Consider the following 21780-nt stretch of genomic DNA (forward strand, 5'->3'; position numbering starts at 1 on the left):
AAGGAATAAACTATGCGATTAGAACATTTAAATTTAGTGGTGAATGACTTAACTGAGACGTTGGCTTTTTATCAAGCTGCTTTTCCTCATTGGACTGTTCGTGGTGGCGGTGAGGGCGAGTGGCATGGAGTGCAGCGTAAATGGATTCATTTTGGCGATGATAATAACTATTTGTCACTTAACGATAACGGTAAAGGAACAATGAGGCCAATAGAAGGATACGATCTCGGCCTTGCTCATTTTGCTTATGAGGTGTCAGATCTCGACGGTTTACGAAACAGAATGGAAAAAGCAGGGTTTGAAATCGCTATCGTTGGTGGAAAAGGTGCTAACTACGACAGTGTTTATTATAACGATCCCAACGGTTATGAAGTTGAGTTTGTTCAATATACAACAGATATTCCGAGTGAAAGAAACCAATACTAAGCCAAATAAATGGAGGCATTATGCGATTAAACCAAGTCACTTTACCAGTGAATGATTTGTCGCTTGCTTGCGATTTTTATCTAACGCTGGGCTTTATTCAAATTGTTAGTAGCAGTCATTATGCTCGTTTTATGTGTCCAGACGGCGACGCAACATTTTCGCTTTTTAAGCAAGATAAGCCACAGTTAGTGGATGATGCGGTAAATTCCAGTGTCATTTACTTTGAGCATGAAGCGTTAGATGAATGGGTTAATGATTTATTGACGAAAGGGGTTGAGTTTTATCAGCTACCTGTTGATGCCGGCTATTTGTGGCGCGAAGCGATTTTATTTGACCCGTCTGGTAATAAAATTAAATTGTACTGGGCTGGAGAAAATCGGCTTAACCCGCCATGGCGAGTTACTATAAAAAAGTAGTCTGGGTACTGCTTTAATCGCAACAACTAAAAAGCCTGCGAAATATAACGCAGGCTTTATCGTATTGACACCACTATACAAACGAAGCGCTTATTGCTTCCAAGGGTTAACTGCGCCAGTGCCATTTGGGACTGAAGATGTAGGTGCTGAGTCAGATCTTGTCTGTTTACGAGCATTACTTTTTGAATTCTCGTAGGGTTTTTTATTGTCTTCTTGGTTAAATTTCTTTGCTTTATTTTTATTGTAATGATTGTTCTTGGGCTTATCTGATTTACCCCGTGACAAGCGTGGTTTGTCATCCTCTGTTTTGGCCCCAGCGTTTGCTGACTTAGGTTTGGAAGAGTTTGGCATTTTAGGGTTTTTAGGGACAAAATCTAAAATTGAAATAGGCACTTCTTTACGAGGTGCAAAGCCGTCTACTTCTTTACGCTCGATGATATGGCCTAAACGACGTTCAATAGCGCATAAATTTTTAAAGTCATCCTTTGAGACTAAAGAAACAGCCAAGCCTTTTGCGCCAGCACGTCCCGTACGACCAATGCGATGAACATAGTCGTCAGCAGGAAATGGCAGGTCGTAGTTAATCACTAACGGTAGTTCATCAATATCAATGCCTCGAGATGCGACCCCAGTTGCGATTAAATAGCTGATTTTGCCAGCTTTAAAGTCCGCTAAAATTTGTTCTCGGATTGGCTGGCTACGACCGCTATGGAATGATTCAGCAATAATGCCACGCTTTTCGAGTTGAGTGACAAGCTTTGCTGCACCATGTTTAGTTTCGATAAAAATTAAGGCTTGTTGCCAATCATTTTCTTTAATTAAATGGCTTAACAATGCTGATTTTTTATCTTTATCAACCGTGGTTAACCATTGCTCGATTTTTGGCTGTGCATCTGTGTCAGCTTCGACTGATATTTGCACTGGTTTTTTCATCGCTGATTTAGCTAAAGCGCGTACTTGATTAGAAAGCGTTGCCGAAAACAACATATTTTGGCGGTCATCAGGTAAAAGTTCGATAATGCGGTTAATGTCTTCAATAAAGCCCATATCAAGCATTCTGTCGGCTTCATCTAGGACTAAAACTTCTAACTCATCAAAATTAACAGCACGTTGGGTATACATATCAAGTAAACGACCAGGAGTGGCGACTAAGATATCGATACCTTCAATTAAACGCTGCTTTTGTTGTTTACTGTCTACGCCACCATACATCACCATCGAATTGATGGATAAATTTTGACTGTACAGTTTTATATTTTGCTCAACTTGCACAACAAGTTCACGCGTTGGAGCTAGTACCAAAGCTTTAACTCGTTTCCCTCGTACTTTTTGACCCGCTTTAAAGCGCTCTAAAATGGGTAAAATAAAACTGGCGGTTTTACCTGTACCTGTTTGCGCTGCAGCAATGATATTCTTACCCGATAGAGCAACAGGAATGGCTTTAGCTTGAATAGGGCTTGGCTCGGTATAGCCTAACTTATTCAACGCACTAGTGATTGGATCGCTTAATCCCAGTTTTGCAAATGGCATGTATTTTCTCGGGTAATGTTCAACAGTTAACTGTCGCAACAGTGACTTTATGACTGCTGCAGTAAAGAATAGACGGTAAGTATACCAGAGTGCGAAAAACTTAGGCTAGTGAAGTGAGGTCAGTGTAAAAAATAGGTGTAATAAAAAAGGAGCACTAGGCTCCTTTGGTTTTTCGGCTAATGCCAATTAAGCTTTCATGGCCTTATCACCGCGTGCTAGACCCACAACGCCTGAGCGTGAAACTTCAATGACTTTAGTGACTTCGGCAAGTGCACTGATAAAAGCATCAATTTTCTCACTGGTACCCGCCATTTGAATGGTATATAAGCTTGAAGTTACGTCAACAATCTGTCCGCGGAAGATATCAGCTGTGCGTTTTACTTCTTCACGCAGCTCACCTTGTGCTTTGACTTTGACTAATGCTAACTCACGTTCAATATGCGCATTTTCAGTAATGTTGGATACTTTTAATATATCAATGAGCTTATGCAGTTGTTTCTCAATTTGCTCATGAACATTGGCTTCAGCATTGACTGTGATATTCAATCTAGAAAGTGTGGTGTCCTCTGTCGGCGCCACGGTTAAACTTTCAATGTTGTAGCCACGTTGAGAGAATAAGCCAACCACACGAGACAATGCACCTGGTTGGTTTTCAAGTAATACAGAAATAATACGACGCATTAGCTTCTCTCCGTTTTGCTTAACCACATATCTTTCATTGATTCACCACGAATTAGCATTGGGTAAACGTGCTCTGTTTCGTCGACACTGATATCAACAAACACAAGTTTGTCTTTCATTGCGAGTGCTTCAGCTAATTTTGATTCAAGCTCATTTGGATCGCTAATAGTCATACCTACATGACCATAGGCTTCTGCAATCTTGGCAAAGTTAGGCACAGAGTCCATGTATGAATGTGAATGACGGCCTGAATAAATCATATCTTGCCATTGCTTCACCATACCTAAAAAGCGGTTATTTAGGTTGATGATTTTTACGGGCGTATCGTATTGAAGTGCTGTTGAAAGCTCTTGAATGTTCATTTGGATTGAGCCATCACCAGTGACACAAACTACGGTTTCATCTGGCATCGCCATTTTAACGCCCATAGCTGCAGGTAAACCAAAGCCCATGGTGCCTAGACCACCTGAGTTAATCCAACGACGTGGTTTATCAAATGGATAGTAGAGTGCTGCAAACATTTGATGCTGGCCGACATCTGATGTGACGTAAGCATCGCCATCAGTTAATTTATGTAATGTTTCAATGACCTGCTGAGGCTTAATTCTATCGGATGACTTGTCATAAGCTAAACTATCTCGTTGACGCCACTGATTGATTTCTTCCCACCATTCGTTAATGGCTTCTGCGTCATTAGATTTTTGTGTTTCATCAAGTAGGTTGAGCATACTGTCGAGAATGTTTTCAGCAGAACCAACAATGGGGATATCGACACGCACTGTTTTAGAAATCGATGATGGATCGATATCAATATGTAAGATTTTTGCGTTAGGGCAATACTTTTCAACGTTATTGGTTGTCCGATCATCAAAACGAACCCCAATGCCAAATATTAAGTCACTATTATGCATCGCCATGTTTGCTTCATAGCGACCATGCATCCCTAACATGCCTAAACATTGTGAGTGAGTCCCAGGAAATGCGCCTAATCCCATTAAGGTATTAATAACAGGAATATTGAGGCGTTCAGCAAGTTGTAGAATTTGCTTGTCGCACTCAGAGATAATTGCGCCGCCGCCAACATATAATACGGGTTTTTTAGCCGCGAGAAGGGCGTGTAAGCCTCGGCGGATCTGGCCTTTATGCCCTGCGGTTGTTGGGCTGTAAGAGCGCATGTTTATGCTTTCTGGATAAACATAGTCATGTAAAATTTCAGGATTTAAGCAGTCTTTTGGTAAATCGACCACCACAGGACCTGGTCGACCTGTTGAGGCTATATAAAAGGCTTTTTTAATGATCTCTGGGATTTCCTGAGGATCYTTCACTAAAAAGCTGTGTTTAACGATTGGGCGTGAGATACCAATCATGTCACATTCTTGGAATGCATCATTACCAATCAAGTTACTATGAACTTGACCAGATAATACCACCATTGGAATGGAGTCCATGTAGGCGGTAGCGATTCCGGTAATAGCATTAGTTGCCCCAGGACCAGATGTTACAAGAACAACACCAACATCACCCGTGGCACGGGCATAACCATCAGCCATGTGTACAGCGGCTTGTTCGTGTCTTACAAGGATGTGTTCGACACCTGCGATTTCATGCAGTGCATCGTAGATATCGAGAACTGAGCCACCTGGGTAGCCAAAGATGTGTTTTACGCCTTCATCGATTAACGAGCGCACAATCATACTTGCGCCGGATAATTTTTCCATTGCTAAATCCTCTTAAGTTACCGTTGTGGGTAAACAGTATCTTGTTACAACGACGGTAATCGTTCTAAAAGTGAAGTTTGAACGGTAATTCAAACTCGTTTATCTCAGTGGTCAATAACCACATTTAGATAATGGACTTATTTTAGGTTGAAACTTTTCTAAGATTCAATGAAATAAGATAATTTCATCATATTTATTTTTGGCGTTGATACAAGAGGATTTTAAAAATAGTTTGCTAAACTTGAATGAAATTCATGATTATTTAATAAAATTGATTTTTTAGTCATATTAACGCGATATAACCTTAATAAATTACATTTTATTGAATAGTGTCAGAAGAGGTAACCTCGACTAGAACCATTGACGTAAGCAAATTTGTTCGTTGAAGCTTAACATCATAAGGTCAGGCTTTATTTAAATTGTGCGTATTGGTTTTTGCCATTCTCTTTAGCGTGGTACATGGCCGTATCAGCTTGTTTAATGATTGCTTCCATTCTAAATTTAACTTTTTTGTGTAATGGCAGTTGCGGATGTTTAGAATATGAAAAACCAATACTGGCACTGACGTTTAATACTTGCTCTTTATAGTGGTAAGGTTGACTGATTGTTTTGCATAAGTTTTCAGAGATTTTCTCAATACTATTAATATGATTAATGTCATTAAGTAACACTGCGAATTCATCACCACCAAGGCGACAAACAATGTCTGAATTACGCACCACATTTTTCATTCTTTTTGCAACTTCAATTAAAATAAAGTCACCCGCATCATGGCCAACATTGTCGTTTACGGCTTTAAAACCATCAAGGTCGATATACAGTAAACCAAAAAAATGACTGTTTTCATCAAGGTTATCTTTTCTTTTTGAGCGGCGATTAGAACGGGTTTCTTGATCTAAAAACATTTTAAATAGTCGATCATCAAAAAATGCCCGATTGGCCAGTTTTGTTAAAGTATCATGGTGCGCTTTATGGAACAGTTTACGCTCACTTTCTTTATGAATTAAGATATCACTCAATAAGCGTTTATTTTTAAAAGATAAGAATATCACCAAAAGTGCAATCGCTAACGCGACTTGTATTGAGAAACGAATAGTATTTTCCGCTTCACTAATTTGCTTCGACAAGGCGAGGTTACTTTCATGTATTCGACGTTGTTGCTTGGTGACGAGAACCTCTAATTCTTTTGTGAGCTCTTTGAGTGTTGGTGTGATGTTCTGCTTCATTAATTGACGATCGGCTCGCCAATTATTGCCTGCATGAATATTAATTGCTTGAACAAGCGCAGCCTGATACGCCGCGGTATTTGCTTCGAATTCATCCAATAGGTCGAGTTGATCGTCATCCATTTCATAGCGACGTTTTTCTAATGCTTCAAATGACTGATTAACGCCTGTTTTAAATAGCGCAATTTCATCTATGGTTGGTAATTGCCTAAAGGCAAGGTAGTTTCTGACTTCACTGACGAGCATTATCCAGTTATACCTAAGGTCTTCAATCAAAGGTAAGATGCTTTGCTGTTCATTAATTGCAGTTGCCAGTAATAAGTCATTAACGATCTGATTCATATTGATGGCAATAGGCTCAAGTTTTGACGATGCGATCCCAATTGCAGGCATATTTTTATTGTTGTTTTGAGCTAACTCCAGCATTGATAAATTATGAGTTATGATTTTGTCTACTAATTGCCTAATTCGTAATAGTTGTTCAGAATCATCCAGTTCGGGGTTTAAGTTTGTTAAGTTGACCAGTTCAGTTAATGTGGAATTGATGTCATTTACCTTTTCCCTATATAGGTTCATGTTGTAATCATCTTTCTCAATGAGGTAATTCCCTAAAACACTCAAGCTATGGTAAAAATGCGAGGTTAATTGCATTGCGCTGAGCATTTTAGGTTGATATTGCGATGTGACCTTGGTGAGTTTTTCTTGGGTTGAAGAAAAACTCACAAGTGAAACTAACGTGATAGAAAGTAGCACTAAGACAAGAACAATTGTGGCTGCTATGGCTTTTTGTTTGAGACTAAATCGAGTTAACATATTCATCATGGATTAGTTTGTGCCACTGTAAAAATTTGAAAATATAAAGTCTCTATCTGCAACGTTTTGGTGACAACCAGCACATTGTTGCTTCACCGTTTTATCTTTACGGCTTCCCTTGATCATTTGTTGCCCATTGACTGAAAATTGCATGTACTCCCAGTTTCCCCCTTCAGCGTCGTATCCTTGGGGGTGCTTAACCATTACTGTGATGGATTTGGGATCCGCAGGTTTGCCATTAAGCATTTGATAATTTTCTTTAATAAAAATGGTGCCAACTGGATAAGTGAAATATTCAGGCTGGTTATCTTCATCTTCTGGGTCGTCAAACCAGGCACTGAATTCTAGAAAGTTATTGCGATAAGCACGTTCTCCATGATTAGTGTAAATCACTACGAACTGTTCCCAATGCAAACCTGAGTGTTCAAAACCTGTCAGTCTCCGCCATTGCTGTTGATAATTTTCTGAATCAGGAATGAGTTGGTGATCGAAGTTAAATATATCGACTTGATAAGCTTGAGTGTTGGCTATTTCAGTTTGTGAAGCGACCCAAGTCGAAGTGGTAAGCGTCAACAATATTAGGGAAACCTTTATAAATTGATATGATTTCATGGTGGCCTACTTTTGATTAATGGTAAGAAGACCACGGACTTTACCTTTTTTGGTAATCTCAGCTGTCCAAATAGAACCTGATGTTAACTCGACGGTAAGTAAGTCATATTTGGGAATGCTAAAGACGACTTTGTTTGAGTCTGCTGGCACATTTTTGATGCTAAAGGTATATTCTTGTGTCCCTTTTTGAAATTCAAGTATTTGATGAAAGGGCGTATCTATTGCTGCTAGGTAAGTTCTCATTTTAGGGTGAATTTTACAGCCAACTCTCACAATACTGTTTTTATCCCAATCGACTTTTATTTTCTTTTCTCCTCCAGGCGACATTAATCCAACATCAAACTTTGCGGATTGACTTGTGTCATTGGCAAATACGTTGTGTTCAACATCATCTGAATTTTTAAAGGTCACTAGGTTACCCGCATTAACTACAGCCATCTTGCTAGTGAATTGTTTATCAACTTGATCGATAACCGGCGCATATTGGTCTGATTGGCTTGATGGCACATACACAATTCCTACCATTGGCGGCTTTTTTATAAATGATATTGTGCCAGTAATTTCAGTCGCGAAAGCGGCTGGCAAGGCAAACATATTGGCGAGTAGAAAAGTTAACAAGCATTTCGTCTTTGCCGTTTTTGAAGGGTTCATTTCCATATGTTTTCTCCCTTATGCTTCTCATTGGGTGATATCTGAGCCTGTGTCATGCTTGGCGGACGCGCTATAAGAACTGGATCAGTTAAGGCTGATAAAAAAGCAATTAAGTCACGAATTTCTGATTGAGACAGATTTAATGGTTCCATTAGCTTGTCTTTATTTGGACCAGAGCCGCCGCCATCATTATAAAAAGTCATTACGGACTCTAAATCAGGCAACGATCCATCATGCATATAAGGCGCGGTTAAGGTGATATTGCGAAGAGTCGGTGTTTTAAATCGGTATGCCAGAGAGTTATCTTTAATGACATTGGCTCTGCCTTTATCCTCAAATGCAATACCTAAACTATGAAAACTGTCGTCGGTAAAATTTGCACCGTCATGACACTCAATACATTTCGCTTTTCCTTCAAATAAAGCTAATCCGTTTTTTGCTTGAGGACTTAGTGCGTTTTCTGCTCCCGCGAGGTATTCATCAAATGGAGAGTTGTTGGTAATGATGTTGCGCATAAACGCCGCTAAAGCTTGGCTAATCAAATGAGGAGTGATGTCAGTTTGCTGATAAACCTGTTTAAATTTTGATTGATAGAATTGGCTCTCAGCGATTCTTTTTAATAAAACTTTCTCTGACAAATTCATTTCTGAAGGGTTATAAATTGGCATAAGCACTTGATGTTCAAGTGATGATGCTCGTCCATCCCAAAATAGGCTGCTCGACCAAGCTAAATTGTATAAAGGAGGGGTGTGTCGCGTTAATGGTTTTTCGTCATGACCTGCACTTAATTTTAATCCGTCACCAAATCCGTTATCTGGGTTATGGCAGGTTGCACATGAAATGGTGTGGTTTCCCGATAACTGTGGGTCAAAAAAAAGGTACTTGCCAAGCGTGATCTCTTCGGCACTTGGAGGCATATCGACTGGGTATTCAATATCATCAATATCAGGTGTTGATAAAGGCTCAGCGAACACGCTAGCACTCGTCAGCATGGATAGTGTGATTAAACAAATTGTTGAAGCTGACAAACGTCTTTCAAGCTTATCAGTTAATAGCCGTTTTAGTACCGAATGTATGATGGTTATTACTCCGTTAATGTCATCATGGGCTGACGTGCTTACTTTGTGTCATCCTTAAATGTTATTAGCAGCTCTGCACTAGCGTTCGCACTTCAATGTCACTATGAAATGACTGTCATTTTGACAATAGCGTGATCCATTCTATGGTGTGCAATTCACTGCCGTTTCTTGTTCATTCATTAACATATCAATAGTCAGTCTAGTAGAGTTCTGTGAATTAGCTAAAGATATGATAGTTTTTTTTACTTCAAGACAAATCTCGATATTTGAGTGCGTTAGGCTCGATTTGAATGACGAATACATGGCAGGTGACAGGCAAATGACGGGGTAAAACATGATGGCTTTGTAAGGCCAATTAGGTAAATGACTTCCTCTACAGTTCCAATGAAAGTAGAGGAAGTTAATTGAAGCGTATGATTGTTTAGCGAGTCTCAGTATGAGCTAAGGTTTTATTCTAAGTCGTTAGCTTATTAACTGTCGTTTTCGCAAGTCGTTTATGGGTTATAAGGTTGCGTGCGTTGATATAGCAAACAGGCCATGACCATCACCACTGAAATCAACATCAATGCAGAGAATGGAACAGCGGTGCCAGTATAAAAGAACGCAAGTAAAGGACCAGCTAAAGATCCAAACCCAAAACGTAATGTTCCAATAACCGCAGTGGCAGTACCCGTTTCTTTTTTAAACTTCATCAATACAATGGCATCAGCATTGACAGACATGATACCTAAACAGCCCATTAAAGGGATCAGCATTGCAACAGTGTAGTGATAACTTAAATCGACAATATTGACGATTAATAATCCTGTGGCAGCTAATGAGCCAAAAACTGTTGCCACAAATAACATACGGCTTGAACCATATCGAGTTACGATTCTAGAATTGATTATATTTGCCAGCATGAGTGCACCGACATTGGTACTAAATAAAACGGCAAATAAGGTTTTATCGAGTCCGAATACTTCCATATAAATAAATGGTGAAGCAGTTAAATAACAAAAAAACGCAAATGAGGTTAATACACCACACGTGATGTTTACTTTGACGCCTTGGCGAGTTAATACGGTTTTATAGGCAGCAAAGAAAGATTGCTTACTTCGTGTATCAGCCGCTTTATCACTGGGCATTTTTAGCTTGAACAAGACAATCATTAGCAAGGCAATTGCATAGCAACTTTGACTGAGAAAAATTAACGGCCATTCACCCAGCTCCAGTATCAAGCTACCTAAAGAGGGAGCTAATAATGGTGCGAGCATCATGATTAAGCTGACGTATGACATCCCTTTAGCGGTGTTATCACCATATACCTCTTTGATATAACCCGGAACCACCACTGTGGCAGCTGCGCCAATAAATGCTTGCACAAAACGCAATGCTAAAAACACTTCGATTGAGCTACATATTGAAATACAGAAACTGATTACGGTAAATCCGCTGAGACCAAAAATGACTAGCGGTCTGCGGCCAAAACGATCTGCAAGCGGGCCGAATGTAAGCATACCTAATGCATAGCCAGCAAGATAGATACTCAATGACTGCTGCACAGTGGTTACGTGCGTTGAGTACGTTTGAGCGATATTCGACATGGCAGGTAGATACATGTCGATAGCGAGTGGCGTAATGGCCACGATGGCAGCAAGCATTGGAATTAGCATTGCTAAATTCGGCACATTTGGCGGAGTAGTATTGTGATGCGTGTTTAAAGACTGGCTCACTCTAACCTCAGTTTATTGAAAGAATAGGGAAATATGAAGTAGATGAAGAATTAAGTGTTTAAATTTTATCATGAGAACTTGCTAATAGAGCGAAATAATTTTTATGAACTTGTATCAATTTATTTACTGGTTAACCCAAGGTTTTTGTCACAATACCTTAACAGTCTCGTCGTTTGATTGTCATTGAGTTTGCGTAGCTTACTTGAAATTTTTATAACAAGTACGCAACAGGAACAAACATGAAAACAGCAGTTTTACCTTTAGTCGCAATGATGTCTGTAATGACTTTATCAGGGTGTGATGGCGATGATGGCAGTAATGGACAGGACGGCAGTAATGGAATCAATGGTCAAAGTTCATTATTACTAGCAAGTGAGCTACTGACTGGACATGCACAATGTCCTTTTGGCGGACAACAAATTGAGACTGGCTTGGATGTCAACGGTAATGGAATACTGGACATTGACGAAATTGATTCTTCACAAACTCAAATCATGTGTCATGAGCAACAAGGTGCATTATCAGCAGAATTAGTTGGACGTTATCAGTCTGGTATTTTTGGACAAAGTGCTGCTGAAATTGTTGATTACCATACACAAAGTAGACTTGTTTTTGTGGTTAATGCACATAGCGGCCAGGTTGATGCGTTAGATATTTCAGTGCTATCTACAGAAGGTGATAACACTGTAATGACAGCTGATGATATAGCAGCGACTAATTTAGATAATCTAACTAAGGTGTTTAGTTTAGATGTGGCTACCGATGCCGAAATAACAGGCTTAGGTAATGTAAATAGCATCAGTATATATGACGACTTGTTAGCTGTTGCAGTTGAAAGGGCCGATGAGTTAGGGAATGCGACTCAAGGCAATGGCGTTATAGCCTTTTATCGATTATCAGCAACAGGTGAAGCCAGTTATATTAAAGCGGTTACCGTTGGTGCTTTGCCAGACAACCTTGTATTTAGTCATGACGGCGCTCTCGTCATCGTAGCGAACGAAGGTGAGCCCAATAGTGATTATAGTGTTGATCCAAAAGGTTCAGTTGCCGTGATTACAATTGCTGATAATAGTCCTGCTGATAGTGCGACAATCATTGATTTTAATGACTTTGATGCTGGTGGTACGCGCCATGATGAAATGAGCGACTTGATTAAGTTAAATGGTCCCGGCGCTTCGGTATCACAAGATCTTGAGCCTGAATATATTGCTGTTTCATTAGATAATAAATATGCCTATGTTAGCTTGCAGGAAAATAATGCCATTGCGGTAATTAATTTGACTGATAATACTGTTGAGCAGATTAATGCCCTAGGTCTTAAGCATTATGGTGATGTAGGAAATGAAATTGATGCAAGTGATAAAGATGATGCTATCAATATCCAAGCTTATGAAGGTGTTTATGGTATGTATCAACCAGATACGATCGCTTCTTATCAATGGAATGAACAAACATTTGTGGTCAGTGCTAATGAAGGAGATGCCCGTGATTATGATGGCTTTTCTGAAGAGGCACGAGCGGAAGATTTACTCTTAGATGCTAATCATCCTCAAGTCGCTGCAGCTCAAGATAAAACACAATTGGGTCGACTAAAGGTAACAACGACAATGGGGGATGATGATGGCGATGGAGATATGGATAGAATCGTGTCTTATGGTGCTCGTTCATTTTCTATTTGGACTCATGATGGTCAATTAGTCTTTGATAGTGGTAGTCAATTTGAGCGTATTACCGCTGCAATTTTAGCTGACAACTTCAATAATCATAATGAAGAAAGTAAAGGTGATAGCCGAAGCGATGATAAAGGACCTGAGCCAGAAGCATTAGCTATTGGTCAAATTGCAGGTAAACAATATGCATTTATCGGCCTTGAGCGTACGTCTGGTTTTATGATTTACGATATCAGTAACCCTTTTGATGTTCGATTTGTCGATTATGTTGTTAATCGTGATTTTGGCATTGAATTTGAAATAGACGGCAGCGACATTTCTGGTCAACCAGAATTAGCAGGCGATCTTGGTCCTGAAGGAATGAAATTTGTTAACCCAGAAAACAGTCCAAATGGTTTGCCATTATTGATCGTTGGCAATGAAGTGAGCGGAACGACGAGTGTTTATCAACTATCTTTTGCGCAATAAGTATCTAAAAGCATTGGTATTAAAGTCGTTAACGACTATGCCGTAATTGAGGCGTCCATTAGGTTACTCAAAGGCCAATATTGATTTATTGGCCTTTTTACGTTTCAACTTAGTAAATCTTGTCCTTTTAGGTCGCTAACACACTAATCGAAAACAATAATTATGTTTCTGTACTGATAAAGATGATTTTTTTCTGATTCAGATCATGTATTCTGTCATTGTGTGACTAAGTTAACTATTTGGTAAGGGAGTAAGAATGGCAAACATAGACAGTCATAGTGTGCTAACCGGCGACCATGTCATTTTAGAACCGCTAAGTATCGATCATGTAGCTGCTCTTAGTTTAGCAAGTACAGATGGCAACCTTTGGGAGTTATGGTTTACCTCGGTTCCACACCCAGACGAAATGAAAGCTTATGTAGAGAAAGCGCTACAACAAGAAAAACAAGGTGAGTCATTAGCGTTTGTGGTCAGGGATAAAACTTCAGGTGAAATTATTGGCTGTACTCGAATTTGTCATTGGGATCAGCCTAATCGTCGTCTAGAGATTGGCTACACTTGGTATGCTAAACGTGCCCAACGAACGTCAGCCAATACCGAAACCAAGTTATTGTTACTGGATTATGCTTTTAATACGTTAGATGTCATGGCTGTGGAGTTTAGAACACACTGGCATAACCAAGCATCAAGACAAGCCATTATGCGCTTAGGTGCTAAACAAGACGGTGTGCTGAGAAACCATAAAATTCTTAAAGATGGCACAGTAAGAGATACGGTTGTGTATTCCATTATTGATACTGAGTGGACAACGGTTCAAAAGCATTTAAAGCACCGTTTAGATTATTATCGTCAGCAATATGCTAATGCGATGCTTAATACAGAAATAAACTACTAACTAAAACAAGTCATTAAATATCGTTAGCCTTGTGAATCTAAGGTAATGATTGTCTTGTAGAAATAAAATACGTAAAGGAAATTTCATGGGCAAAAAAGGATATATGTTATCTGCCGCTGTGTTGATGACAGCAAGTTTTCAGGCAAGTGCGCAAGATAAGGCTGAAGCGGCGTTTAGTAATGAGTTAGTTCAATGTGCAGCTTATTATGAAATTGCCTCTGGGGTGATCATGGGAATGGATGCGCCGCAGATGCAAGCTGTGGGTTCTCGATTAAAAACCTCAGGTGAAGAAGCTGAAAAATTAGCTGGGCAATATATGGCTGCAGATGCTGTGACAACCGCAGTCGCTGAAGCCAAAGAGCAACAGATTGCAAGTTTAGGTGGCTCAAGTGGTTTAGGCCCTTTAATGGGAAAATATAAAGATCTATGTAAAAAAATCGTCTTAGATCCGCAATCACGCCTAGAATATTGGGCTATGGTTACTATGTAATATCAAATATAAAGCCGAACGAAATACGTTTGGTTTTTTTTACCATTAACCCCATTAATTGAACAATTAATGGGGTTAATTTTTTATCTGGGTTTTATCGCTAAATCATATTTTTTTGCTATTCGATTGAGCCGACCAGATTTCTGCAAATCAGATAACCATTTTTGCAATTTCGCTTTAGAAATTACAGCTTTGGGGTTTAACAAAATACTATGAGAATATGTTTGATCTAATTTCTCTGAAATTAACAGGTTATCTCTGACTTTTGGATACATTTTAATGTAATGCTGCAGGTAAGATAAGGTGACAGGGGCAATGTCAGCTCTGCCTTTTAATACGCTTTCAATTGATGCTCGGTTAGTATGAACAAATTGAATATCAAAATCGCTCATTAGTTCTTGTTCATTGTTATTCCACTGGGCAAATTGATAATGATAACCGCTGACTAAACTGAGTGATTTATTTCCAAAACTATCAAAGTACTGCTGATCTTTTACCCCATCTCTAAGTGTTATAAACACTTCGCCATCAACAATGTCTAGAGGAATAAATTCGGCAATGAAGCTTTTCCAGCCCCAAATAGGACTTTCAAAAAACATCATATCAAACCGTCTTATATCATAGGCTTGGTAGCGATTCTCAATACTTGTATTAACAAATTGAAACTCAACTTCAGTTTGTAGTTGATTAAAGGCAGCAATGAGATCAATAGTAAAACCTTGAAATAAGCCGTCTTCGGATACATCAACATAAGGAGCAAACAAATAGCCCCCGACGTTTACTACGGGTTTTGCTTGCAGTGGGCTTGCCACGAAAAGACAAATTGTAATTATTATAGTGAGTGTCTTATTCATATAATTTTAGCGGTTGGATGTGTGGTTATTTGGCACCAGACAAAAAATTGACATGTTACAAATGTAACACTTTTGAACTAGAAAAAATACCATTAAAAAATGTATGGTTTAAGCTTTACTTTGTAAAATACCAGAGAGGAAATGACAGGTTGCGCTTATGGTGGGGTTAAGGGCTAGCAAGAACGTTAATTAAAGACTAAATAGGTCTATTGCTGAAATCTTTGCTTGATCAGTAACCAAGCAAAGATGAGTTAACTGGCATTACTTTTGTTGCCACTTACCAGAAACCGTTTGAATATAATGATCCTTTTTTGCAGCTGCTATGGCTTTTTTTGCTGCGAGCATAGCTACATCATCAGTCGATAACTTATTCTTTTTAGCTATTTTTTGGTAGTGTAGTTTCCGTTTTGCATTGACATCATTCATGACTTGTTTGGCTTGCTCATTGTTGACGACTAACCCTAAGTATCCGTTAGTTTGTTCGCCAAGTAAGCCCTGACTCTTAGCCTGCTGTAAGGTCAATGCAAGTGCAGAACTTGAAAACAATAGTCCGGTTAGTAAAGCAATTAATTGAACTTTCATTGGTATTGCTCCCTATAACTAAAATAATTCGTCATCTTCGAGCAATACATCGAGCTCTTTATCTATTTTGATAATAATTTCGTGCTCGATTTTCACGTTTAGATTAATTTCGATGGGTTTATCTGGTGGCGCTATTTTTACCGTAGGCGAGCATGCCACAGCAGCCAAGCAACAGAAACTGATAAAAATAATATTAACAACGTAAGGTGTTTTCACTGAGTGGTCCTTTTACTTCACGGAACGTTCGATGTCATTTTGCAGTTGATTGCCAATCTGCGTACTTTTATACAGTTGAAATAAGTTCTCTTCATGAGAATAGTTCAAATGTATTGGCCTTTCAATGTCTTGGCTTTTACCTTTTACTTGCACTTTCAAACTCGCATCACCGTTATCTTTCATATCGAATGTACTGCTTAGTTGGCTATATTCGAGATGTTCTAGAGCTTGCACCACAAAATCAAGATGGGGTTGTGAATCCCTTATTTGTTCAAGTGCTGGGTTATTAGATACTTGAATTAACCCGCCAGGTTTTCTCGCGGCAAGATGACCGCCCGCTATGGTGACTTTACCATCCACTAACGTGGCGGGAAGTACACCATCAAAAATCCCATTTGCATAAACACCGACTTGGGGCTGCGCTGCTAATAAGGCTTCTAGACTGATCCCATTTAGGACAAAGTAGCCCTCTGAAATATCGTGTAACCTTAAATAAAACTCAGGAATTAGAAACTCACCATCAAGTAAGTCGCCGCTGGCAGTCAAATTGACGTCAGTGTCACTAAGGCCGCTGATTTCTTGCAACCAATTTTTTGCAGGTACTTGTTCGTTTTTACCTAAGGATAAATTGGCTGATAAGTTAATGTTGTCTAGGTTTATCCCTGCGTATGCCTCGGGAATATCTATTTGTGCTTGTTGGCATAGCAATCGACTTTGGCTGAATGTTTCGGGTCGTTCAGGTGTACTATGTGCTTGTTGCCAATTAAACTGGCAATTAGCTTGAGCTGTCGCATCATACATCACATTTTCGTGGTATTTTGCGTCGATATTGGTCAGCTGTTGCTCGAACTTCATTTCAAAAAGTGACACACCTTGGGCCTCTATTAATGCAAAGCCAGCGTTTAATTTACCGCGGCCATCTATTTTCATGTTATCAGGCAGCATCTGAGTATGTTCAAATGTCGAAAGAATATCTGCCAGCTCAGTGTCAAATGACCATTGTCCAGCGAGTGAGGCAGGCTGGTGCTTTTGGGGTAATTTTAATAAGTGATAGCTAGATAGTGAAAGGGCGTCAAGTTGCCATTGCTCAGTTCCCGTCAGTAATTGTTGTTTTAATGATAGTGTTTGATCTAAATTTATTTGATCGAATCTTAATGCCTTATAACGGCGTGTTCTCGACTTACTCGGGATAAGCTTATCAAGTTTAATATTATTCAGTTGCCAACTAAGAGTTGACTGATTGGTTTGGGATAAGGCTTGCGATAGTAGGTCAATGCTAGGCTTAGTTTCGTTCAATGTTAATTCAATGTTCTGTTTAGCTTCAATTCGAAACTTGCCTAATTGAGCCTCATAACTTGGTTTATTAAATGCTAAAGGCGTTGGCTGAGTAAATGAAAAGGAATCGAAGCCTAACGCAAAACCATTTACGTTAAACTTTATTACTGAATTCAATGGTACAGGTGAGTTCGAGGGATTAAGGTTAGATGGCTGCAAAGTAGCATTAGAAGATGTTATAGAAGGCGTTTGAGATAATGTAAAACTTGACGGCTCTGTTAGCTGCCAATATACATTTTCTGTATTTAGGTTTTTATGATTAATGGTGGCATCGAGTTTATCTGAATATATTGACGCGCTATTAATAACCATCTCGGCAGTATTATTTGTTGCCTTGATTGAAATATCCGTTGTTAGTTCACTATTTTCGAAACTGATCTCATGGGGGATAAAATCCATAGCGGTTAGGTTGATGTGTTGTTTCTGCTTAAGGTGGCTTAATACTTCTGCGTCAAAGCTGATATCTGAATTATCTTTTACGATATGATTATTTATTAGAGTGATATCAGCTGACAAAACAGGATGAGAAATGTTAATAGCGGCATCATAATTCGCTGTAATAGTTGCTTGATCATCCAATCTTGTTTGTATAGTCAGAGGTTTGGTAAGAGCGAGTTGCCAAAGAATAGGGTGCTCAAGCTGTTTTATTAATTCATGTTTCTCTGTTGGCAACACTATTGAAGGCTGCAGTAGTTGGATCAATTGTTCCAACTGGCGTTTGTCTGTACTTTGTTGCCAGCTTATTGGGGCAAGTTTAACGTTTAGGTTTGGCGAAACCGTATCTTCTTCAGGCTTGTAGTTTATTTCTACCTGAATTGGCGATGCAGGATTAAAAGCAACGTTTTTAACTGCTGATGAGCTGATAGTTAACTCATTAATTATTTGCTTGCTTTGGATTGCCCCAGTAATTAAATCTATTGAAGTTGTACTATTCCAAAGCCCCTTAATTGTCAGCATATGCGTGCTTATGGCACTTTGTAATGAGTCTAATGTTGATAAAAAAGAGGGTTGTTCTAAATAAGAACTGGCTCGCTCCTTATCCTGTATACCGTCTTTCTGAGTCTGTAAGGCATATTCGTTTAGGGTGAGGCTCAGCTGTTCCAATCCTTCACGGAGTGAGTTAAGTTCTGTGTAGTGAGTAAGCTGCCATTGAGTGGAATCGAGTGTTAGAGACAGGTTTGCAACAGCCTGTTGCATGAGTAAAAATTCACCGCTTAACGTTTTACGTATAGAAGGACTTGGTTGTGCTTGACTGAGTTTAGGTGTCAGCAAATTCAGGTGCTTAGCTTGAATAATTGCACGATCATTATTTTGAAATGGTAAATAGATATTTATTGCTGCTAATTTTATTTCGGGAATGTGCGATAAACTTAATCCTATACTCCCAGCGTTATCTGTTTGCTGTTGGGGCTGAAAAAAACTATCTCCCAAGTTAACATCAATTTTATTCACACTGAAATCACTAATATCTTCTAGTGATAACTTCATATTTTTTAAGACATTATACCCATTGTTGAGTTGGATTTTAACTTCATGAAGGGCGATTTCACTATCTTGATAACGAACTAATATGAAAGGGAAATGCCATTGATTAGCACTATCAATACTAACCTTGGCATCCAAAACTCTTACACTGTATGGCTCTGCTAACGAGTTCACGATATTCAGTGCAATCGTCCGAAAATTTTGTTGGATGAACACAGCAAATATTGTGGCCAATGTGAGACACACAATGAGAAGTCGTTTAACAGTGAAAATTCGAACTGTCATGTCAAAGTTTTGTCTTAAGGTATTGATTTATGAAGTGCGGTAAAGAATAGCATAGCTAAAAATTGATGGCTGTAGTTAGTCATATACATCAGCAACATAAAAAGGCTAATCTGATTTTTCGTGTCTTGTCTATTTGACCGTATTGTCTTTTGTGTGAAGAAAACATGGCCAATCACAGCGCATAAATCTATGTTGGCCAAGTATTTGCGACTAATAAAGCTTGGTTTTAAGCTTTAAGCTTTAAGCAAAAATCTAAACGTAGCTTCGTGAAGACTGATAGTAATGTTAAACCCAGCGGATATGAGTTGTTAATGTATGGCTTGCTCCCGGTGCTAGTCTGACTTGGTCTTCAAGTACGTTAGCCGCTTCATGGCACACCATAGTGAGGTAATCTTCATCGTTAAAGCGAGATAATCGCTGAGACTTGTCAATCCATGGGTTCCATAGCACTGCAGACTGGCTGTTCTCTCTTGCTACTTCAATTGTCCCTTCTGGTGTGTGTAAATGTTGAACAGGGGCTAAATCGGTATAGACACGATCTGTTTCACGAGTAAAGTTAACTTCATCGCCTTCTTGCGGGTAAGGGCCTTTTGCAAATTCGATGTATTTAGCCCCAGTAAAACCAGTTGCTTTAAGCTGATGAATATCACCGATAGGAAAATAAGTGTGTAATGCTTGAGTTAGATTAACATCGTAGTCACAGTTATTTTTATTAACAATGCTGACTGAAAGGGTTTCACCTAAGGTAAATAATACGCTAACTTCCGTATCATGAGGCCAGTATTGTTTATTGTCCTCTGTAATAGCCAAGGTAAAAACTAAATCGACAACTTGATTACGCATTTTTACAGAGGCGAGTGACCAAAGACTGGTTCTAGCAAAGCCATGTTGTGGGAATCCGGGGATGTCACTTGCGCCAAACCAAGGCCAGCAAACAGGGATCCCGCCGCGTATGCCATTACCAGGTTGATAATCATCAGCGCTTGATACCCATATAAGAGGTGCTTTGTCTTTTGGCTTGAAGAAATCAATTTGTGCGCCTTGAAGAAAAATGCTGGCTTGGCACAAATCGGTATTTATTTCGACATAATCTAAACCGTTAGGGTGTTTTTTAGTGGTAACCGAACCCATAATGCGCTGTCCTTGTATTGGTGAGGATCATTTAATTTCAAAATTCTAATGGTTAGCTTACAAAGTTTTTACGATAAAAAAAGCATTTCACTAATTGTTTTTACGGATTAAGTTTTTAGCGTTTAACTTAACTCTAATATCCATTTCAACTGAGTTTGTAACTCAATTACTTGCTTTTGAATTTACCGGCTGAAATGCAGTAAGCGATTATTTGCGGGCATAGCGAAGTCATGTTGAAGCTTAAACCCTTGCTCAGTGGCCAGGGTTTCTATCCATTCTATATCGCGAATACCACTCTCACGATTATTTTCTTTTAACCATTGATCGAATGACTCATTACTTTCACTGGTGTAGCGGCCTTTATAATTAAAAGGGCCATAGATAATCAGCGCTGCATCTTGTGAGATATGCTTCCCAATTTGGTTAAAAAAGGCGTTAACCATAGCTTGGCTCATAATATGTAATGTATTGGCCGTAAAGACTGCATCAATCTCACTCTCATTCAGCGCCTGAGGCCACGATTGCATGACATCTAAAGCGATTGCAGGTATTAGATTAACTGACCCTTCGAGCGTAATACGGCGATTTAAATCAGCCAGGTAGCTAGGTTGATCGCTCGCTTGCCATTGTAAGTGGGGTAATTGAGAAGAAAAGAATACGCAATGTTGCCCAGTGCCACTGCCAATTTCTAAAACCTGTTGGCGAGTGGCTAAAATCTGTTGTAACTCTTTAATGATTGCATGCTTGTTGTTCTCACAGGCTTGTGAAAACGGTAATTGAGAGAGTGAGGTTATGATAAATCTACCTTTTCCATTTCTAATTGTTGAAGTGCTATTACCGCTTGAGTGCGATTTCTGACGCCGAGTTTGCGGAAAATGGCTGTAGCATGGGCTTTAATCGTGGCTTCAGATACACCAAAGTCATAGGCAATTTGTTTATTCAGTAAACCTTCAGCAAACATTTGTAATACTCGGTATTGCTGCGGCGTTAAATCAGATAACTTGCTTGCCATTTGGCTAGTCGGGTCGTCATCAACTTCAAGGATTTCCGTGCCTTCAGGTAGCCAAATATCACCATATAACACAGCATCTAATGCTTCTTTTAGTGTATCCATAGATGCAGATTTGGGAATAAACCCTGAGCTTCCATAATGAATAGCACGGCTGATTGTTTGCACGTCTTCGTGGGCTGAAATGACGACAACTGGGATATCAGGGTAATGACCTCGAAGATGGATAAGGGTCGAGTAGCCATGTGAGCCAGGCATCTGCAAATCGAGTAAGATTAAGTCTAGATCTGCTGCTTTGTCATCAAGCACTTGCTGTAAGGCATCGGCACTGTCAGCTTCAAACCAATTAGTACCTTGAAAAGCATTATTTAATGCTTGTCGTAAGGCATTACGAAATAAGGGATGGTCATCGGCGATAATAATATTTAAGTTTTGAAGCTTCATGGCTTTTTAGTTGTCTTGGTTGCACGTGAAGGTAATTTTAATGTAACAG

21 protein-coding genes are annotated in these 21780 nt (G+C 39.3%); 6 read left to right on the forward strand and 15 right to left on the reverse strand.

Features of this window, described 5'->3' with window-relative positions:
• Nucleotides 1-12 precede the first annotated feature (12 nt).
• Nucleotides 13-426 carry a VOC family protein gene (locus tag A9267_RS00910; protein WP_065107905.1) on the forward strand — a complete coding sequence of 138 codons (414 nt, stop codon included), beginning with the start codon at nucleotides 13-15 and terminating at the stop codon, nucleotides 424-426.
• 20 nt (nucleotides 427-446) lie between these two features.
• Nucleotides 447-842 (forward strand): VOC family protein, encoded by a 396-nt coding sequence (locus tag A9267_RS00915; RefSeq protein ID WP_065107906.1) that lies wholly within the window; start codon nucleotides 447-449, stop codon nucleotides 840-842.
• Nucleotides 843-932: 90 nt separating this feature from the next.
• On the opposite strand, the gene A9267_RS00920 is transcribed toward A9267_RS00915, so the two are convergent.
• The 7 genes from A9267_RS00920 to A9267_RS00950 form a co-directional block, all read right to left on the reverse strand.
• Nucleotides 933-2372 (reverse strand): DEAD/DEAH box helicase, encoded by a 1440-nt coding sequence (locus tag A9267_RS00920; protein ID WP_082972149.1) that lies wholly within the window; start codon nucleotides 2370-2372, stop codon nucleotides 933-935.
• Between the two features lie 186 nt (nucleotides 2373-2558).
• A complete protein-coding gene (gene ilvN, locus A9267_RS00925) occupies nucleotides 2559-3053 on the reverse strand; it encodes an acetolactate synthase small subunit (RefSeq protein ID WP_055023273.1) in 495 nt (164 codons plus the stop codon).
• Complete coding sequence (locus A9267_RS00930) at nucleotides 3053-4771, reverse strand: acetolactate synthase 3 large subunit (RefSeq protein WP_065107907.1); 1719 nt, start codon at nucleotides 4769-4771, stop codon at nucleotides 3053-3055. The genes ilvN and A9267_RS00930 overlap by 1 nt, the downstream gene beginning before the upstream one ends.
• Nucleotides 4772-5181: 410 nt before the next feature.
• Complete coding sequence (locus A9267_RS00935) at nucleotides 5182-6819, reverse strand: GGDEF domain-containing protein (protein ID WP_065107908.1); 1638 nt, start codon at nucleotides 6817-6819, stop codon at nucleotides 5182-5184.
• Between the two features lie 3 nt (nucleotides 6820-6822).
• Entirely contained in the window at nucleotides 6823-7422 is a 600-nt protein-coding gene (locus A9267_RS00940; protein ID WP_082972150.1) for a cytochrome P460 family protein, read from the reverse strand.
• Nucleotides 7423-7428: 6 nt separating this feature from the next.
• Complete coding sequence (locus A9267_RS00945; RefSeq protein WP_065107910.1) at nucleotides 7429-8079, reverse strand: hypothetical protein; 651 nt, start codon at nucleotides 8077-8079, stop codon at nucleotides 7429-7431.
• The gene (locus A9267_RS00950; RefSeq protein WP_197495496.1) at nucleotides 8070-9047 is read right to left on the reverse strand and encodes a cytochrome-c peroxidase; all 978 of its coding nucleotides are present in this window, start codon (nucleotides 9045-9047) and stop codon (nucleotides 8070-8072) included. Before A9267_RS00950 ends, A9267_RS00945 begins: the two co-directional genes overlap by 10 nt.
• 16 nt (nucleotides 9048-9063) lie before the next feature.
• On the opposite strand from A9267_RS00950, the gene A9267_RS21705 reads away from it, so the two are divergent.
• Nucleotides 9064-9210, forward strand: coding sequence for a hypothetical protein (locus A9267_RS21705; RefSeq protein WP_197495497.1), 147 nt, complete (start codon nucleotides 9064-9066; stop codon nucleotides 9208-9210).
• A 436-nt stretch (nucleotides 9211-9646) separates the two neighbouring features.
• Here the strand turns inward: A9267_RS21705 and A9267_RS00955 are convergent, their stop codons facing one another.
• Entirely contained in the window at nucleotides 9647-10807 is a 1161-nt protein-coding gene (locus tag A9267_RS00955) for a multidrug effflux MFS transporter (RefSeq protein ID WP_065108414.1), read from the reverse strand.
• 299 nt (nucleotides 10808-11106) lie between these two features.
• On the opposite strand from A9267_RS00955, the gene A9267_RS00960 reads away from it, so the two are divergent.
• The 3 genes from A9267_RS00960 to A9267_RS00970 all read left to right on the forward strand — a co-directional run bounded on the left by A9267_RS00960 (nucleotide 11107) and on the right by A9267_RS00970 (nucleotide 14390).
• Nucleotides 11107-13005 (forward strand): choice-of-anchor I family protein, encoded by a 1899-nt coding sequence (locus A9267_RS00960; protein ID WP_065107912.1) that lies wholly within the window; start codon nucleotides 11107-11109, stop codon nucleotides 13003-13005.
• 256 nt (nucleotides 13006-13261) lie between these two features.
• Nucleotides 13262-13900, forward strand: a complete 639-nt coding sequence (locus tag A9267_RS00965; RefSeq protein WP_065107913.1) for a GNAT family N-acetyltransferase — start codon at nucleotides 13262-13264, stop codon at nucleotides 13898-13900.
• Nucleotides 13901-13985: 85 nt separating this feature from the next.
• Complete coding sequence (locus tag A9267_RS00970; RefSeq protein WP_065107914.1) at nucleotides 13986-14390, forward strand: hypothetical protein; 405 nt, start codon at nucleotides 13986-13988, stop codon at nucleotides 14388-14390.
• Nucleotides 14391-14473: 83 nt separating this feature from the next.
• On the opposite strand, the gene A9267_RS00975 is transcribed toward A9267_RS00970, so the two are convergent.
• From A9267_RS00975 to A9267_RS01005, 7 genes are all read right to left on the reverse strand, one after another.
• Entirely contained in the window at nucleotides 14474-15202 is a 729-nt protein-coding gene (locus A9267_RS00975; protein WP_231919021.1) for a substrate-binding periplasmic protein, read from the reverse strand.
• Nucleotides 15203-15505: 303 nt separating this feature from the next.
• Nucleotides 15506-15826: a YdbL family protein gene (locus A9267_RS00980; RefSeq protein WP_065107916.1), complete on the reverse strand. Its 321-nt coding sequence runs from the start codon at nucleotides 15824-15826 to the stop codon at nucleotides 15506-15508.
• A gap of 18 nt (nucleotides 15827-15844) precedes the next feature.
• A complete protein-coding gene (locus A9267_RS00985; RefSeq protein WP_225442272.1) occupies nucleotides 15845-16018 on the reverse strand; it encodes a YnbE family lipoprotein in 174 nt (57 codons plus the stop codon).
• A 36-nt stretch (nucleotides 16019-16054) separates the two neighbouring features.
• The gene (locus A9267_RS00990; protein WP_082972152.1) at nucleotides 16055-19147 is read right to left on the reverse strand and encodes a YdbH domain-containing protein; all 3093 of its coding nucleotides are present in this window, start codon (nucleotides 19145-19147) and stop codon (nucleotides 16055-16057) included.
• Between the two features lie 285 nt (nucleotides 19148-19432).
• Nucleotides 19433-20278, reverse strand: a complete 846-nt coding sequence (locus A9267_RS00995; RefSeq protein WP_065107919.1) for a D-hexose-6-phosphate mutarotase — start codon at nucleotides 20276-20278, stop codon at nucleotides 19433-19435.
• 182 nt (nucleotides 20279-20460) lie between these two features.
• On the reverse strand, nucleotides 20461-21099 hold the full coding sequence (locus A9267_RS01000; protein WP_331711996.1) for a DUF938 domain-containing protein: 639 nt from the start codon (nucleotides 21097-21099) through the stop codon (nucleotides 20461-20463).
• Complete coding sequence (locus A9267_RS01005) at nucleotides 21069-21731, reverse strand: response regulator transcription factor (RefSeq protein ID WP_055023258.1); 663 nt, start codon at nucleotides 21729-21731, stop codon at nucleotides 21069-21071. Before A9267_RS01005 ends, A9267_RS01000 begins: the two co-directional genes overlap by 31 nt.
• Between the last annotated feature and the right edge of the window lie 49 nt (nucleotides 21732-21780).

Origin of the sequence: Shewanella sp. UCD-FRSSP16_17, assembly GCF_001675935.1 — a bacterium.
Taxonomy (GTDB): Bacteria; Pseudomonadota; Gammaproteobacteria; order Enterobacterales; family Shewanellaceae; genus Shewanella; species Shewanella japonica.

Bases quoted from the DNA above. Each gene is read 5' to 3' on its own strand.
- A9267_RS00910 (WP_065107905.1), top strand. From the start codon at position 13: ATGCGATTAGAACATTTAAATTTAGTGGTGAATGACTTAACTGAGACG.
- A9267_RS00915 (WP_065107906.1), top strand. From the start codon at position 447: ATGCGATTAAACCAAGTCACTTTACCAGTGAATGATTTGTCGCTTGCT.
- A9267_RS00920 (WP_082972149.1), bottom strand. From the start codon at position 2,372: ATGCCATTTGCAAAACTGGGATTAAGCGATCCAATCACTAGTGCGTTG.
- ilvN (WP_055023273.1), bottom strand. From the start codon at position 3,053: ATGCGTCGTATTATTTCTGTATTACTTGAAAACCAACCAGGTGCATTG.
- A9267_RS00935 (WP_065107908.1), bottom strand. From the start codon at position 6,819: ATGATGAATATGTTAACTCGATTTAGTCTCAAACAAAAAGCCATAGCA.
- A9267_RS00940 (WP_082972150.1), bottom strand. From the start codon at position 7,422: ATGAAATCATATCAATTTATAAAGGTTTCCCTAATATTGTTGACGCTT.
- A9267_RS00945 (WP_065107910.1), bottom strand. From the start codon at position 8,079: ATGGAAATGAACCCTTCAAAAACGGCAAAGACGAAATGCTTGTTAACT.
- A9267_RS21705 (WP_197495497.1), top strand. From the start codon at position 9,064: ATGGATAGTGTGATTAAACAAATTGTTGAAGCTGACAAACGTCTTTCA.
- A9267_RS00955 (WP_065108414.1), bottom strand. From the start codon at position 10,807: ATGCTAATTCCAATGCTTGCTGCCATCGTGGCCATTACGCCACTCGCT.
- A9267_RS00960 (WP_065107912.1), top strand. From the start codon at position 11,107: ATGAAAACAGCAGTTTTACCTTTAGTCGCAATGATGTCTGTAATGACT.
- A9267_RS00965 (WP_065107913.1), top strand. From the start codon at position 13,262: ATGGCAAACATAGACAGTCATAGTGTGCTAACCGGCGACCATGTCATT.
- A9267_RS00970 (WP_065107914.1), top strand. From the start codon at position 13,986: ATGGGCAAAAAAGGATATATGTTATCTGCCGCTGTGTTGATGACAGCA.
- A9267_RS00980 (WP_065107916.1), bottom strand. From the start codon at position 15,826: ATGAAAGTTCAATTAATTGCTTTACTAACCGGACTATTGTTTTCAAGT.
- A9267_RS00990 (WP_082972152.1), bottom strand. From the start codon at position 19,147: ATGACAGTTCGAATTTTCACTGTTAAACGACTTCTCATTGTGTGTCTC.
- A9267_RS00995 (WP_065107919.1), bottom strand. From the start codon at position 20,278: ATGGGTTCGGTTACCACTAAAAAACACCCTAACGGTTTAGATTATGTC.
- A9267_RS01005 (WP_055023258.1), bottom strand. From the start codon at position 21,731: ATGAAGCTTCAAAACTTAAATATTATTATCGCCGATGACCATCCCTTA.